Below are 15,835 nucleotides of genomic sequence, written 5' to 3' on the forward strand. Positions count from 1 at the left end.
TGATGCAATGGGTTGGGAGGTTTCCTATGAACTATTTGATGAACTTGGTTTTGTTGAGCGCGGCTCTTGCCGGCGGCGCGGCGTTGGCGGCGGAGCGTCCCAACGTGATTGTGATTTTGGCGGACGATCTGGGCTACCAGGATGTGGGCTTTACCGGCTGCACCGATTTTAAAACGCCGAACATTGACCGGCTGGCGCGAGAGGGCGTTGAGTGCGTGAACGGCTATGCCAGCCACGGCTTTTGCGCCCCGACGCGGGCGGGGCTGATGACGGGCCGCTACCAGCAGCGCTTTGGCTTTGAAACCAACCCGGCCTATGCGCCGTTGGATCAACGTTCAGGGCTCCCGACTTCCGAAACCACCATCGCCACCCGCCTGCAGCAGGCCGGCTATGCAACTGGCCTAATCGGAAAGTGGCATCTGGGTTTCAGCGAGGTGCACCATCCGTTGAACCGCGGGTTCGACTATTTCTTCGGCATGCCGGGCGGCGGACACGACTATTTTGAAGTCGAGTCCACCAAGATTGGCGAGGAATACAAAGCGCCGCTGATCGATAACCATAAATTTGCCAACGTCGAAGGCTATCTGACCCATCAGCTCACCGACCATGCGATCGAGTTTATCGAGCAGCGCAAGGCCGATCCGTTTTTTCTCTACCTCTCCTACAATGCGCCGCACGCGCCATGGCAGGCGCCGCAGGAGTCGATTGATGCGCTGGGCCACATCGAAAACAAGCTTCGCCGCGCGTATGCCGCCATGATCGTGGAGATGGACAACGATATCGGACGCGTGCTGAAAACGCTGGAGCAGCATGGCCTCGAGCAGGACACGCTGATCTTTTTCCTGAGCGACAACGGCGGTCCGCATGCGGGAGAGGTGACGGATAACGGGATTTTCCGGGACGGCAAAGGTTCGGTTCGCGAGGGGGGCATACATGTGCCGTTTGTTGCCCGCTGGCCAAAGCGTCTGCCGGCCGGCAAGCAGTATGGGTATCCGGTGATCTCGATTGACATTGCCCCGACGGTGGCTGCGCTGGCCGGTGCGGAGCACGGCAACATGGAAGGCGTAAACCTGATTCCTTTTTTGGCCGGCGAAGAGAAGGGCGCTCCCCACGAAAACATTTTCTTCCGGCGGCGCGACGGCGCGGCCTGGGCGATTATCAACAAGGATGGCCCGAAGCTCCTGCGTCCGGACTGGACGTCCGATCTGAAGGAGCACTACGACTTAAGCAAAGATCCCAGCGAACAGAACAATCTAATGAGCTCGCCTGAAAACGCCGCCCGGGTGCTTCGGCTTCAGGCCGATTGGGACGAGTGGAACAAGAGCAACATCCGCTATCAGTTCTGGGATTTCCCCGACCACAAAAAGGAACTCCAGAAAGTATACGAAGGCCAGCGAAAATAGAACGGCCCTCAAACGCCGGAGTTCGATGCCGGTTAGGAGAAGATCATGAAGCAATATAACTATTGGATGGCGCTCGGGTTGAGCGCATCGGTTTCGTTTGCGGCTTTCGGGCAGCATGTCCCGGGGCAGGCCGAAGATGGAAGCGCGGCGTCGTACACCGATATCGTTACCGGCGCAAAAATCGAGCCGCGCATCGAAGAGCGCAACGGCAAGCGGTTTTATTATTGGCCGATGTGGAACGAGTGGAAAAACGGCAAGTTGCATGTGGAAACGCCGCGAACGACGCATCCGGATGCGCAGTGGTGGCCGGAAGCGGGGCTTGGGCTGTTTCTTTGCTGGGGCATGCCGAGCGTTTTTGAGCCTAGTGGAGAGGGGTGGGCGGGCCGCTGGACGCAGGGGCGGGCGGATAAAGAGGATTTCTACCCGCAGACCGAGCTTTGGGCTTCTACAGATGGCTGGAATCCGACCGACTATGATCCGGAAAAATGGATGTCCGCGGCCGCGCGTGCGGGCTTTAAATATTCCGTCATGACGATGAAGCACCACGGCGGTTTTGCCATGTGGGATTCTGATTATGCGTTGATTGGCGTGCGCCAGACCATGGGCGGGCGCGACCTGGTGGAGCCGTGGGTGAAGGCTTGCCGGGATAACGAGATCAAGGTCGGACTCTACTATTCCGGGATGGACTGGTATTTCGAGCGCGACTATATGAATTTCAGCATGGCACCTGGCACCCTGATGAACTACAAGGGCGAGTTTGTGAAAAGCCTGCCGAAGCGTCCGCCCAGCTTCACGAAAGCCTACGAGGAATTCAATGAATCCCAGGTCAAAGAGCTAATTGAAAAGTTTAGTCCGGACATCTGGTGGGGCGACGGCGGCCACGGTGCGCCGGTCGAAAAAATCCGCAAATGGCGCCCGGGCATTGTCTGCAACAACCGCGGTTTTTCCAGTGGCGACCATGCCACGGCGGAAGGCTTTGCCATGGCCCAGCCGCAATATATCCGCAAACCGGTGCTCGAAAACGGCTGGTGGTGGGAGGTCAACAGCATCATCCAGAAAGGGTCGTGGCATTATGACAAACATAAGGGCGAGGAGGTCTATCCCGCCGACACCGTGCTGATGGAGTTGGCGAAAGCGCGCTGCATGGGCGGCAACCTGCTGGCCAATATCGGCCCGCGCCCGGACGGCCGTATGCAGGACGATGCCTACCGCCTTTTCGGCGAAATGGCCGAATGGATGGAAACCAACAGCAACTCCGTCTTTGGCATTAACGGCGGCGGCCCGTGGCCAGCGCTGTGCAATGTGCCGATCACCTGCCGTGACAATGTCTGGTTCTTCCATGCCGACAAAAAACAAGCGACCGCGCAGAGCCCGATCGTCTTCTCCGGCGCCGGCAAGCCGGTTGCGGTAACGTTGATGCGCACCGGCGATCCGCTGCCTTATGAGTTTGACGGCACTGTCCTTAAGATCACTATCCCGGAAAAGCTCAAGGCGGGTAACGTAACGGATGTGGTCATCGTAGAGTTTGGAGACAACTTCAACTACGAGCCGTATATGTTTACCCATTGGAAGTGACCGTTCGTAGTCCCGCCTTAAGGCGGCCTTCCTTCATGGAGTTTTTTATATGTTCCGGTTCTCTTTATTTATCGTGTCCGCCGCAACCTGGGTTTTGGTTGCATCAACCAGCTTGGCAGTGAGCTACTACATCGATGCCGACGGCGGCAGTGACAGTAACTCGGGAACGTCACCTGCACAGGCGTGGGCTTCTCTCAGCCATGCCGGCAGCCAGAGCTATATGCCAGGAGATCGCATTTTATTGCAGCGCGGCGATACGTATACAGGCAAGTTGGAGCTGATAGAAGTCAGCGGCGCAGGATCCAATCCAGTTCAGATTGCAACCTATGGAGCCGGTTCCAAGCCCGTGATTGATGCGGCCGGTTATCTGGCCTGTGTACGTCTGCAAGGCTGCAGCTATATCGATGTGATGGATCTGGAACTTACGGCCGACGGAGGCGCAACCGTAGACGGCTCCGACTCGAAGAAGCGTTACGGCCTGTTGGCCGATACGGGCTCGGGCCAGCAGACTGACAGCATCACGGCAAGCAATCTTACTATTCACACGATCTACCCGGAAACCGACAGCGCCAGTGAAGGACACAATCCGACCACCTACCTTGGAACGGGGATACGCGTAGCTGGAAGAAGCGACTCTATTGCTGCAAACATCAGGATCGAAGAGTGCGACATACGCAACGTCGGCTACAAGGCTATGGATATCAACTGGCTTGACGAGGTGCAGATCATCAACAACTACATGGAGGATATTGGCGGGCCGGCCATCGTGCCGCTGAGAACAACGGATCTGCTGGTCCGCGGCAATACGGTCGATGGATCCGGCCAGTATAGCGATCCGCGCATGCATGGCCGCGGCAGCGGTATCTGGCCCTGGACCAGCGAGCGGGTACTCATTGAGAAAAACAGATTTATGCATGCTCGTGGCCGGTACGATTCCTGTGGGATACATATCGACTTCAACTGTCGCGACGTTGTGGTGCAGTACAACCTGAGTGTCGATAACGAGGGGGGCTTTGTCGAAATTCTGGGCAACAACTACAACAACTCCTATCGCTACAATATCAGCATCAACGATGGGGCCCGCAGGGCGGGTACGAACGAAAATGGATTGGGAGTCGGTGATGGCCATGTTCTTCTGTTCAGCGGACATAACGGAACGACCAACCGCGCCGGTCCGTATGACAGCTATATCTACAACAACACCATCTACGTTGCAGCAGATCAGCCGTGTTCCTTCTCGATCGAGGAATCCGCGGATGGGATCATGGTTGCCAATAATCTGTTTTACATTGACGGTCACGCGGAAGACGGCACTTCTCCTTGGCTGGCGGATTATCCGGCCGGGATAGAAAATGGGGTTATCTGGACCAACAACCTGTACCAACGGGGCGGCATATTTCCGGATTGGATCTTTACTGAAGGAGATCCGATCTATGGCAATCCGAATCTGCCGAATCCCGGCGGGTTCACGGCAGAAGATTATATTCCTTTGCCCGGCGCCTTTGTGGAAGGGCGGGGCATTGCGATCCCGATGATTCCCGGTGATGCCATCGGCATGGCTATCGGTTTGGCGGTCAGCAATGACTATTTCGGAAACCCCATTCAGGGGTTGCCGGATGTCGGGGCGGTGGAAGTCGGGGGCGGCGTGTCGACCATATTGGGTTCAGCTTTTCAAGGATTTCCAATCTCCGGAAGCAACGGAGCGGCTGCAATGGCGGCTGTGTCGGGGCCAGCCGGAGCTGAATACTTTTTTGAGGAAACGACCGGGAATTATGGAGGCGACGACTCCGGTTGGCAGTCGGATACGTATTATACGGACAGTGGGTTGCTTCCGAACACGCCCTATACCTACACCATTACGTTTCGGGATGCATCCGACGTTGTAGGCGCATCCAGTGTTGTTGAGCTGGTAACTCCTCCGTCTACGCCGCCTTTCCCGGATTATGTAATCCTGAACGAAGATTTTTCCACCAGACCGAATCCTGCAAATGCGGTCGCACCCTTTCCGCTCAATACATGGTATCTTGACACCAACGCAACTTGGAGTGCTGAAAGTCAGGATGCATCGGTGACAGATCAGCCCGACGAGAAAATACAGCTTGGCTTTGGTTATGATGAAGTGCAGCTGCAATACAACAGTTCTCAAACCTGGGATCCGGCTCGCGATTATGAATTCTCGGGCGATTGGAAAGTCGAGACGATTTTTTCCAATAACTATGGAGTGATCGTCGGCGTAGCTGAACTTGATCCTTCAACCGGCGCTCTGCTGCTCCCCATCATTAAAGAGATAACCGTAGGCGAACTGGTTTCGCCCATCGCTGGGCAGACGGGTTCTTTCACACTGTCGATATCTTCGAACGAGCTGCAGGCGGCGGGGGTAAGCACCAACAGCCTGATAGGCGTATACCTCCATCGAGACGATGACGGAACATTGAATTCTCAGAGTGGAGCGAAGAGCGATATGTACAGCATAGACAATCTGTACATGCGCTTCTTTGGTGATGATATCGACACGGATTTCGACGGGATTCCGGATGTCGCTGAAACCGCGGTCGGACTGGATCCGGATAATGCTGCCGATGGAACAGGCGATTTGGATCTGGACGGTATGTTGAATGACCAGGAATATCTGATCGGAACCGATATGGATGGCACCAACGCGGTCTTTACCATCAGCGCTGGTGTGAGCACCAATGTGCCCGAGGTGATTGTTTCGGAACCGTGGATTATATCGAACCGTGTGTACATCCTTGAGCAAAAGCCGGTGCTGACCACTTCCGATGTCTGGAAGCCTGTCGATGCGGCAAGTGGAACGTTGGAGGCCGGGAAAGGCGACTACGCTTTCACGCAAATGAATTCCGAAACGCAGTCGTTCTATCGAGTGCGGGTTGAGTGGGAGTAGGCATAAATTTTTTATTAGGAGGAGCATGATGAAGTTGTTGCTTGGATTAGTATTGATGATGTTTGTGGCCGGTCAGGCAGCGGCCATTCAGACCTTGGAGCATTCAATGAAAACAAAACGGGCGAATCAGTGGGAAGTGGTGGATATCCATTTCCCGGTTTCTACGCTGACGGCTCAGCCGGAAGACGCAGTGCTGACGGCCGAGCTGAAAAAAGGCGGCGAGGTTTTGAACGTGCACGGGTTTTATGACGGCGGAAAAACCTACACGCTGCGCTTCACCGCTTCGGCGGAGGGGGATTGGACTTATCAGCTTTCTTCTTCGATCAAGGAGCTCGATGGGCTTTCGGGAAAGTTGACGGTTGATGCACCGAAAGAGGGACGCAAGGGCGGGATTAAAATTGATCCGAAACAGCCTCGCAACTTTGTTTACGAGAACGGGGAGTCCTACTATCCGATCTGCTTCGAAGTCGACTGGCTCTTTGCGCTGGATGCGGAGAATCTGGATGATATTCCAGTGACGCGCACCTTTGTCAATACCGTGGCCGAGAACGGATACAACCAGGTGATCATGAATGCCTTTGCCTATGATGTGACCTGGAAAAAGGATGATAAACTTAAGCCGGAGCATGAATATGGGCATCCCTCGGTTTTCCCGTTCTTCGGCAGCAACGAAGTGCCGGACCACTCAAAGCTGAACATTGAATATTTCAAGCGGCTGGACCGGGTGGTCGAATATCTGAACGACAAAGGCATCGCTTCGCACCTGATGATTTATGTCTGGAACAAAGAAGTGAACTGGCCCGAAGCGGATTCGGCCGAAGACAACCGCTATTTTGATTATGTGGTGAAGCGCTATCAGGCATTCCCGAATATGGTCTGGGATATTTCGAAAGAGGCGCTGGGCTACGGGCACAGCGATGTCGGCTACATTACCCGACGCATCGAACGGCTTCGGAAACTGGATACGCATCAGCGGCTGGTTACGGTGCATGACTATGGCTATTGCGGCCGTTTTCCTGAAAAGCTCGATTTTATTTCTGTTCAGCTATGGGGCTCAGAGCTGCACAGCATCATGACCAAAGTGCGGGCAGATTTTCCGGGCAAGCCGATCCTGAATATTGAGCACGGCGGTTATGAACGCTCGCCGTATGTCGTGTTTAACGGTGCGTACACCCGCCCGGACGTCTGTCTGGAACGGGCGTATCAATGTGTGTTTGCTGGAACCTATCCTTCGCATTACTGGCAGGGCGCGGCGTGGAACGTGATTATTCCAGACCTTGGAAAACTGCCGGAAGAGCAGCGTCCGAAGCTGGAGTATTACCGGCATATGAGCGAGCTGGTTAAACGCTATGATCTGGGCAGCCTGAAAGCCGGCGACAAAAAAAGCAACAGCGGATTCGCCCTGCATGACGGCAAGGACCGCATCGTTTATTATGTGCCCAAGGAAAATGATTTTCTCGGCCTCAAGCCCGGCGTGTTGGAAGGCGATTTTGTGACGGCCACATGGTTTGATCCGTTTACCGGGGTGTATGAAAAACCCATTCGGAAAAAACTCACCAAATGGCTCAGTTTCAACAAACCCGAGGGCGAAGGATTTAGGATATTAATATTGGAGGTGGTGCAATGAAGATGGCTTGGATTGTTAACGGCGCATTTGTTGCATTCATCGTCGGATGTTCAACACCGACACAGCGGCAGCCGAATTTTCCATTTGTGTTGCCGGAAGAAAAGCCCGACATGGAGCTGAGCGCGGCGATGGAGCGGCTCTATACAAATTATGAAGCGCCTCGGCCGGAGCACAATGAACTGTTTACGCAGTTTAAGTATACGAAACTGGAGGGCTTTGATTACAACGGAGGTGACGGCACAGTGACTCGCCGCGATCCATCCAAAGTAATCTTTGCCAACGGGAAATATTATGTGTGGTACACGTATCGGAATACGCCGAGCAAGCCGATGGGTGCGGCTAAGTGCACCGACACTATCCCGTCGGCGGACTGGGATCTGTGCGACATCTATTATGCCACCAGTGATGACGGTTTTACTTGGGAAGAGCAGGGCGTCGCGGTGCCGCGCCCTCCGAAGCCGGCAGTCGGTTGGCGATCCGTGGCCACAACCGATATTTTGGTTTGGGAAGGGAAGTATTATCTCTATTATCAGGCCTTTCTCGAAGCCAGTGGAAAACGAGGGGACTATTGCCCTGTTGCCGTTTCCTATGCGGACTCACCGGACGGACCTTGGTCGCCGCATAAGGACGTGGTGATTCCAAACGGCCCGGAAGGTTCATGGGATCAATACACGATCCACGATCCCTATCCACTGGTGTATAACGGTAAAATCTATCTCTACTACAAAGCCGATTCCGACGGAGATCCCAACAAGGTCCGCATGCAGGGACTGGCCATTGCCGACGATCCGCTGGGGCCGTTTAAAAAGCATCCGTTGAATCCGGTTATCAATTCCGGTCATGAAACCACGCTTTTTCCGTTCCGCGATGGAATTGCGGCGATTGTTATTCACGACGGCACCGAGCATTCGACCATTCAGTTCGCAGAAGACGGCGTGAACTTTGAGATCGCATCGGTCGTCAACATGACCCCCCGTGCCGGCGGGCCGTTTATCCCGGATGCGTTCGTCGATGGTAAAAACCGTCGTGGCATCACTTGGGGCATTTCTCATTTCACGGCGGTGAACGGCTGGAAAAACAACCATTCAAACCTGACTCGCTTCGATTGTGATCTTAGCCTGGATGTCCACGATCCGCATCTGAAAAAGACTGGGTTGTATCTCAAACCTGAGGTCTATTATTCGCAAGGACTCAGGGGAGATACGAAAAAACGGATTGAAGAAGAGAACCGGCGGTTCAAAGAATCACAAACACAGTAGTTTTTTAAACTTGGTGAACAACATGACGTGGAAGCAATTGGCCATTTTGGTGAGCATGGGGGCATGGTGCGTGGCTTCGGTGGCCGCAAAGCCGTCGGAGCAGCAGAACGTGGATGGAAGCGCGGCGGCATATTCAGATAAAAACACTGGCGAGCTGGCGCCGAAGATTGTCGAAGAAAACGGCCATACCTATTATTACTGGCCGGGCTGGAACCAATCCAAAAACCAGAAGCTGCAGGTGCGTCGCGAGCGGACGCAGCATCCGGATGCACAGTGGTGGCCGGAAGCCGGGTTGGGTATTTTTATGCATTGGGGCATTGTCAGTGAATTCGACAAAACCGGCGAAGCCTGGGCGGGTCGCTGGACGCAGGCTCGCGAGGATAGGGGCGAGTTTCATCCGCAGCAGGAAATCTGGGATGCGGCCAACACCTTCAACCCGACGAAGTATGATCCGGAAAAATGGATGGCGGGCGCGAAGAGAGCAGGTTTTAAATATGCGGTTCTGACGACCAAGCATCACGACGGTTATGCGCTGTGGGATTCCGACTATGCGCTGATGGGCGTGCGTCAGTATCTGGATGGGTGGGATCTTGTAGATCCGTTTGTAAAAGCCTGCCGTAATAACGGCCTGAAGGTCGGGTTCTACTATTCCGGGATGGATTGGTACTTCATCCGCGACTACATGAATTTTAGTTTCGATCCGAACAAGCTGATGAACTACAAGGGCGAGTGGGTGAAGTCGCTGCCGAAAGAGCCGCAGCACATGTGGGCGGCCTATTGCGACTATAATGAAAACCAGGTGAAAGAGCTGATTGCCAAATTTGATCCCGACATCTGGTGGGGCGACGGCGGCCACGGCGCGTCGGTTGAACTGATCCGCCAGCTGCGTCCCGGCATTGTTTGCAACAACCGCGATTCGGCCAGCGGAGACCACGCAACGGCGGAAGGCTTCGGCATGTCTGATCCGAAATACATTAAACCGATTCTTGAGAACGGCTGGTGGTGGGAAGTAAACTCCATCATTCAGAAGGGGTCTTGGCACTACGATCAGCGCATGGGCGAAGAGATTTATCCCTCCGATGAAGTACTGCGCAAATTTGCCGAAGCCCGCTGCATGGGCGGCAACCTTCTGGCCAACATCGGACCTCGTCCGGACGGTACCTATCAGGATCAGGTCTGGCGCCTGTTCGATGATATGGAAGAATGGATGAAAACCAACGAAGAGTCTGTATTCGGCATCAACGGTGGCGGGCCGTGGCCGGAACTCTGCAATGTGCCGATCACCTGCAAAGACCGCGTTTGGTATTTCCATGCCCGCAAAGAGGAAGCCACGGATAAAGACCCGGTTGTATTGAACGAGTGTGCGGTGAAACCGAAGTCCGTTACGCTGCTTCGTACCGGCGACAAGCTTCCGTTCACGTATGAAAACGAAACACTGAGCTTCTCCATCCCAGAGCAACTGAAAGCCGGCAGCATTACGGATGTGGTAAAGGTGACGTTTGGAAAGAATTTTGATCCAGAGCCTTTCCTGTTCAAGCATTGGTAGGTTGCAAGGAAACCGAACTATGAAAAAATGGTCCCGTCCTATTATCCTCGCCGCGCTCGCACCTCTGCTGGTGTGGGGCGCGGAGCCGTTTAGACAGAATGACCGTGTAGCCTTTGTCGGCGACAGCATTACGCATGGCGGGAGCTACCACACGTTCGTTCAGGCATTCTATGCCACACGCTTTCCTGCGCGTAATGTGTCCTGTTTTAATGTGGGCATCAGCGGCGATACGGCGCGGGGCGGCTATCAGCGTTCAACGGCTGAGGGCGGCGGCATCTGGGAAAGCGATGTGCGGGTGTATAAGCCGACGGCCGCTACGGTCATGCTCGGCATGAACGATGTCGGCGGTGGTCATTTCTTGGCGCTGGAAACCAAAAAGGCGCTGGAAGCGCAGAACGCCCAGCAGCTCGAATGGTATAAACACAACTATGCCACGCTGCTCGACAACCTTGAGACGCTGGGGATCGACCGAATCACGCTGATCAAGCCGTCGCCCTACGACCAGACGATGGTGAACGAAAAGGCGAAAGAAAATCTGCTCAAATTCGGCATTGGGAAAAACGACGCGCTCGTTGCGTTGGGCGAAGAGGTGATTGATGTTGAATCGGCCCAGCGCGACTATCCGGTGATTGACTTTAACACGCCGATGCTCGAAATAAATGCCCGGCGGCAAACGGCCGATCCGGCTTTTTCCATTGTTGGGAATGACCGCGTTCATCCGGGCGCAGGTGGTCATATGGTCATGGCCTATGTTTTTCTGAAATCCCAAGGGCTGGAAGGGCCGGTTGCAGAGGTGGGCATCGATGCTAAAAAAGCAAGGGTTGCGGAGGCGGTGAATTGCAGCGTATCGGAGCTGATGGCCAGCCGGACGATGCTTCGCTTCACATACACGGCAAAAGCGCTGCCGTTTCCGCGCGGGCCCTATGAAAAAGTGGGCGATCTGATCCCTTTTGAATCGGAGTTCAATCAGGAGCTGTTGAAGGTTCGCGGCCTGAAAAAGGGAACCTATGAACTGCGTATCGACGAGGTTGCGCAGGGTGATGTTTCCGCCGAGGAATGCGCCGCAGGAATCAATCTGGCCCTGTTGGACAAGGCGCCCCAGATGGCTCAGGCCAACGCCGTGCTGGCGCTGTGCCAGAAGCGTGCGCAGCTGGCGGGAAAAATCCGGCGGATCGTATGGGCCATCGGCCACCTCCGAACCATCAAGGATTTTGATGCCGACAACGTTGAGGCCTCCAAGGCGATGATTGCCCGGATCGAGGCTGGCGATGCGCCTGAAGGTCTTTGGGGCGCAACGTCGGATTATGTGAAGGGGCAGCTCAGAACCTACGCCGAGAACGTCGATCGGTATGACGAACTTATTCTGGAGCTCGATCAGATGACGGGGCCGTTGTATGCGGCGGCCCAGCCTTTGCCTCGCACGATCTCTCTCTCTCGAAAGAAATAATCAACCATTGGAAAATCATGAAACGGATCATTATCTCGATTCTTACAGGAACCATCGTTATGGCAGCACATGCAGAAAGCAGGGCCGTTGATAATTTCAACGCGGATTGGAAATTTAACCTTGGCGATGTGACGGAGGCGAAAGGTGCTGCGTATGATGACGCCGCCTGGCGCGGCGTACAGCTGCCGCACGACTGGAGCGTGGAGCTTTCGTTCACCACAGAAGACGCGGGCGGCTGCACGGGCTTTCTTCCGGGCGGCATCGGCTGGTACCGCAAAACCTTCACGGTTCCCGCGTCGAGCAAGGGCCGGGTGGTGCGGGTTGACTTTGACGGCGTCTACAGCAACTCCGAGGTTTGGATCAACGGCCATCATTTGGGCATGCACCCGTATGGCTATTCGCCGTTCAGCTATGATTTGTCGAAGCACCTGAACTATGGAGGCGAAAACACCATCGCGGTGAAGGCCGACCGCACGGCCTATTTAGACTGCCGCTGGTATCCGGGCTCCGGCATCTACCGCAACGTCAAACTGGTGACGCACGACCTCGTTCACATTCAACAGCACGGCGTCTTTGTAACCACCAAAGGCAGCGAAGTGACCGTCAGGAGTTCGGTTTGCAACGGATCGGATGCGGCGAAAAAAATATCCATTAAGACGGCTGTTCAAGAAGCCGGTTCCCAATCATTGGATATCGAATTAGCGGCGGGAGAGGCGAAGGAGGTTGAACTGGTTTTCCAGATCGCCAAGCCCAGGCTTTGGGACACGGAGCATCCGAACCTCTACACGGCTTCTGTGGACGTGCTGGACGGGAAGACCGTGCTCGATAATGCCTGCGCGACGTTCGGCATTCGCGAAATCCGCTACGATGCAAACGAAGGGTTCTTTCTGAATGGGAAGCGCATGCTGCTCAAAGGCGTCTGCCTGCACCACGACGGCGGCTGCGTTGGCGCGGCGGTGCCGGACGGCGTTTGGGAGCGGCGCCTGCGCATTCTGAAGGAGGGCGGATGCAACGCCATCCGCACCGCGCACAATCCGCCGTCCGCGGAGTTTCTCGACCTGTGCGACCGCCTGGGCTTTCTCGTGCAGGATGAGGCGTTCGACGAATGGTTCAATCCGAAGGACAAGAAATACAACTTTGGCCAGAAGGTGGCGGACGATCGGACCGTAGGTTATTCGGAACGTTTCGGCGAGTGGGCGGAGCGCGACGTGAAGGCGATGGTGCAGCGCGACCGCAACCATCCTTCGATCATCATGTGGAGCATCGGAAACGAAATCGAGTGGACCTATCCCGGCTATGGCGGCGCGACCGGCTATTGGGAAAAGGAAAACAACGTCAACTACTATTGGGACGAGCCTCCGTTGGATACGCCGACCATGAAGGAACGGTTTGAGAATGAAGATCAGGGGGAATATATCCTCGCCGAGCAGGCTGCCGACCTTTCGGGCTGGATCAAGGAGATCGACGTTTCGCGCCCCGTGACGGCCAATACGGTGATGCCGTCGATCAGCCATTTTTCCGGCTATGCCGACGCGCTCGATATTGTGGGCTACAGCTACCGCACGGTACTCAACAAGTGGGGCCACGAAAACTATCCCGAAAAGATGATTCTCGGCACCGAAAACTGGGTGCAGTGGAACGAGTGGAAGGGCGTGCTTGATAACCCGCATGTTCCGGGCGTCTTTCTGTGGACGGGCATCGACTATCTCGGCGAATCGACGCAATGGCCCGCCAAGGCGAGCGGCAGCGGCATGCTCGACACCGCCGGCTTCCGCAAACCGAACTATTGGTTTTTCAAAACCTTCTGGAAGGAAAGCGAGCCGCTGGTCTACATCGCCACGCAGCCGCTGGCCGAATCAAACTATTTGATGCTGGACGGTCAAGTGGTAGAAAATCCTGAAAAGCGGCGCACCCGCAAGTGGGGCTGGCCGGACGTGGTCAACCATTGGAACTACCAGCCGGGCGAGCAGGTTTATATCGAGCTCTACTCCAACTGCGAGGAAACCGAACTCTTTCTCAACGGCAAGTCGCTCGGCGTTCAAAAGCTGGCCGACTGCGAAGACCGTCTAATGAAGTGGGCCGTGCCGTTCGAAGCGGGCGAGCTGAAGGCGGTTGGCCGAACCAGTGGAAAAGAGACCGCGTTGCAAACGCTGCAAACCGCCGGGGAGCCAGCGGCCCTTCAGTTGACGGCCGATAAGACGGAGCTGGATGCCGATGGGGTTGACGTGGCGCACTGCGTGGTTCAGTTGGTGGATGCCGATGGAGTCCCTGTTAAGCATCTAGGCCATTTGGCTAGATTTACAATTGAGGGCGATGCCCGCAATGTAGGCGTTGATAACGGATCTCCGAAAAGCACCCAGAACTTTCAGTCCGACACCTGCCGGACCGATCAAGGGCGCTGCCTGATGGTGCTGCAGGCCGGCCATGCGCCGGGCGCCGTGGCCGTGACCGCCTCGGCGGATGGATTGAAAAGCGCGCGTGTTGAATTGAAGCAGGACTAAAGGATAAAATTATGAAGTGGATATTGGGATTGTTGTCGCTGGCTGTTGCAGGAAGCACTGTCGCGGAAAAGTATGAACCGACTTGGGAGTCGCTGGCAACGCACGAGGCGGCGCCGGAATGGCTGAAAGATGCTAAGCTCGGCATCTATTTCCATTGGGGCCCCTATTCGGTTCCGGCCTACGGCAACGAGTGGTATCCGCGGCATATGTATAGTGAAGGCCGCAAGGAGTTTGAGCACCATGCCAAGACCTACGGCGACCAAGCCGAGTTTGGCTATCACGATTTTGTGCCGATGTTCACGGCAGAATATTTTGACGCCGCGGAGTGGGCGGAACTGTTCCGCAAGTCCGGCGCCAAGTTTGCTGGGCCGGTGGCCGAGCACCACGACGGCTTTTCCATGTGGGATTCGGATATCACGCCGTGGAACGCCAAGGACAAGGGGCCGAAGCAGGACGTTCTCGGCGAACTCTTCGCGGAGTTGGAAAAGCGCGACATGAAAACCATCGCCACCTTCCACCACGCCCGCAACCTGCAGCGGAATTCGAAGGATGGCTATGGACAGAATAACGACAGCCACTATCCCTACCATCCCGATTGGCATACGAGTTCCGAGGACCCCGAGCTGCGCCTGCTCTATGGCAATGTTCCGGAGGACGAGTGGAACGAAACGGTTTGGCTCGGCAAGCTGGAGGAGGTTGTTGACAACTATCAGCCCGACATTATCTGGTTCGACTCTTGGCTCGACCGGATTCCGGAAACCTACCGCCAGCGTTTCGCCGCCTACTACCTCAACGCCGCCGATGAATGGGGCAAGGAGGTCGCCATTGTGCGCAAGCAGCAGGATATGCCGATCAACTTCACCATCAACGACCACGAAAAGGCGCGCGAGCCCAAGGCGCTGCCCGAGCTGTGGATGACCGACGACACCATCAGCACCGGGAGCTGGTGCTTTACGCAGGACCTCAAGATTAAGCCGCTCTACAAAGTGGTGCATGCGTTGGTGGATACCGTGGCCAAAAACGGCGTGGTGCTGCTCAACATTTCCCCGAAGGCCGACGGCACCATTCCGCAGGACCAGCGCGACGTGCTGCTCGGGCTTGGCCAGTGGCTCGAAGCCAACGGCGAGGCCATCTACGGCACCCGTCCGTGGGTCATCGCCGCCGAAGGCCCCACCGCGGAGCCGGGCGGCGGGTTTGCTTCGCGCAAGGAGTTTCTGAACTTGGAATATTCCGCCAAGGATGTCCGCTACACCGCCTCCAAAGACGGCAAAACCATCTACGCCATTCTTCTCGGGGTTCCGGCTTCCAAGCAGGTCGCGCTGGAGGCCTTTACCGAGGCCGGCGCCAAGGTGGATAAAGTGGAAACGCTCGATGGCAAATCCGTCAAGTGGACCGCTTCCGGTAAAGGACTGTCGATCACCGTGCCCAAAGGTGCACCCGCCGGAGGCATGACCACCGTCTTCAAAATCACCCGAAAAGATTAAAGTTTGGCCCGCAGGGTTATCTTACGGGAAGCCGCCGCTTCAAGACCAAGCCGCCTTGCGCAAGCCAGGCGGTTTCTTTATATTCAGACTT

At 55.6% G+C, this 15,835-nt stretch carries 9 protein-coding genes; all 9 read left to right on the forward strand.

All coding sequences use genetic code 11. The annotated features are described in order from the left end of the window. Window positions 1-26: 26 nt before the first annotated feature. The 9 genes from SCARR_RS22330 to SCARR_RS22370 are packed head-to-tail and all read left to right on the forward strand — an operon-like array spanning window position 27 to window position 15,744. Window positions 27-1,403: a sulfatase-like hydrolase/transferase gene (locus tag SCARR_RS22330; protein WP_168433537.1), complete on the forward strand. Its 1,377-nt coding sequence runs from the start codon at window positions 27-29 to the stop codon at window positions 1,401-1,403. A gap of 45 nt (window positions 1,404-1,448) precedes the next feature. Further along, window positions 1,449-2,978: an alpha-L-fucosidase gene (locus tag SCARR_RS22335; RefSeq protein WP_222846406.1), complete on the forward strand. Its 1,530-nt coding sequence runs from the start codon at window positions 1,449-1,451 to the stop codon at window positions 2,976-2,978. Between the two features lie 49 nt (window positions 2,979-3,027). Next, window positions 3,028-5,880, forward strand: a complete 2,853-nt coding sequence (locus tag SCARR_RS22340; RefSeq protein WP_136063853.1) for a right-handed parallel beta-helix repeat-containing protein — start codon at window positions 3,028-3,030, stop codon at window positions 5,878-5,880. Between the two features lie 25 nt (window positions 5,881-5,905). Next, the gene (locus SCARR_RS22345) at window positions 5,906-7,507 is read left to right on the forward strand and encodes an apiosidase-like domain-containing protein (protein WP_222846407.1); all 1,602 of its coding nucleotides are present in this window, start codon (window positions 5,906-5,908) and stop codon (window positions 7,505-7,507) included. A 2-nt stretch (window positions 7,508-7,509) separates the two neighbouring features. Beyond that, on the forward strand, window positions 7,510-8,766 hold the full coding sequence (locus SCARR_RS22350) for a glycoside hydrolase family 117 protein (protein WP_342803706.1): 1,257 nt from the start codon (window positions 7,510-7,512) through the stop codon (window positions 8,764-8,766). Window positions 8,767-8,788: 22 nt separating this feature from the next. Continuing rightward, complete coding sequence (locus SCARR_RS22355) at window positions 8,789-10,312, forward strand: alpha-L-fucosidase (protein ID WP_222846408.1); 1,524 nt, start codon at window positions 8,789-8,791, stop codon at window positions 10,310-10,312. 19 nt (window positions 10,313-10,331) lie between these two features. Then, entirely contained in the window at window positions 10,332-11,759 is a 1,428-nt protein-coding gene (locus SCARR_RS22360) for an SGNH/GDSL hydrolase family protein (RefSeq protein WP_136063855.1), read from the forward strand. A 17-nt stretch (window positions 11,760-11,776) separates the two neighbouring features. Then, window positions 11,777-14,260, forward strand: a complete 2,484-nt coding sequence (locus SCARR_RS22365) for a glycoside hydrolase family 2 TIM barrel-domain containing protein (protein WP_222846409.1) — start codon at window positions 11,777-11,779, stop codon at window positions 14,258-14,260. Window positions 14,261-14,271: 11 nt separating this feature from the next. After that, on the forward strand, window positions 14,272-15,744 hold the full coding sequence (locus SCARR_RS22370; protein WP_136063856.1) for an alpha-L-fucosidase: 1,473 nt from the start codon (window positions 14,272-14,274) through the stop codon (window positions 15,742-15,744). The last annotated feature ends 91 nt before the right edge of the window (window positions 15,745-15,835 follow it).

The organism is Pontiella sulfatireligans (genome assembly GCF_900890705.1).
Classification (GTDB): Bacteria; Verrucomicrobiota; Kiritimatiellia; order Kiritimatiellales; family Pontiellaceae; genus Pontiella; species Pontiella sulfatireligans.

What these genes read in the sequence shown, in the direction of transcription:
- SCARR_RS22350 (WP_342803706.1), top strand. Translation starts at nt 7,510, where the DNA reads ATGGCTTGGATTGTTAACGGCGCATTTGTTGCATTCATCGTCGGATGT.
- SCARR_RS22335 (WP_222846406.1), top strand. Translation starts at nt 1,449, where the DNA reads ATGAAGCAATATAACTATTGGATGGCGCTCGGGTTGAGCGCATCGGTT.
- SCARR_RS22370 (WP_136063856.1), top strand. Translation starts at nt 14,272, where the DNA reads ATGAAGTGGATATTGGGATTGTTGTCGCTGGCTGTTGCAGGAAGCACT.
- SCARR_RS22360 (WP_136063855.1), top strand. Translation starts at nt 10,332, where the DNA reads ATGAAAAAATGGTCCCGTCCTATTATCCTCGCCGCGCTCGCACCTCTG.
- SCARR_RS22330 (WP_168433537.1), top strand. Translation starts at nt 27, where the DNA reads ATGAACTATTTGATGAACTTGGTTTTGTTGAGCGCGGCTCTTGCCGGC.
- SCARR_RS22340 (WP_136063853.1), top strand. Translation starts at nt 3,028, where the DNA reads ATGTTCCGGTTCTCTTTATTTATCGTGTCCGCCGCAACCTGGGTTTTG.
- SCARR_RS22345 (WP_222846407.1), top strand. Translation starts at nt 5,906, where the DNA reads ATGATGAAGTTGTTGCTTGGATTAGTATTGATGATGTTTGTGGCCGGT.
- SCARR_RS22365 (WP_222846409.1), top strand. Translation starts at nt 11,777, where the DNA reads ATGAAACGGATCATTATCTCGATTCTTACAGGAACCATCGTTATGGCA.
- SCARR_RS22355 (WP_222846408.1), top strand. Translation starts at nt 8,789, where the DNA reads ATGACGTGGAAGCAATTGGCCATTTTGGTGAGCATGGGGGCATGGTGC.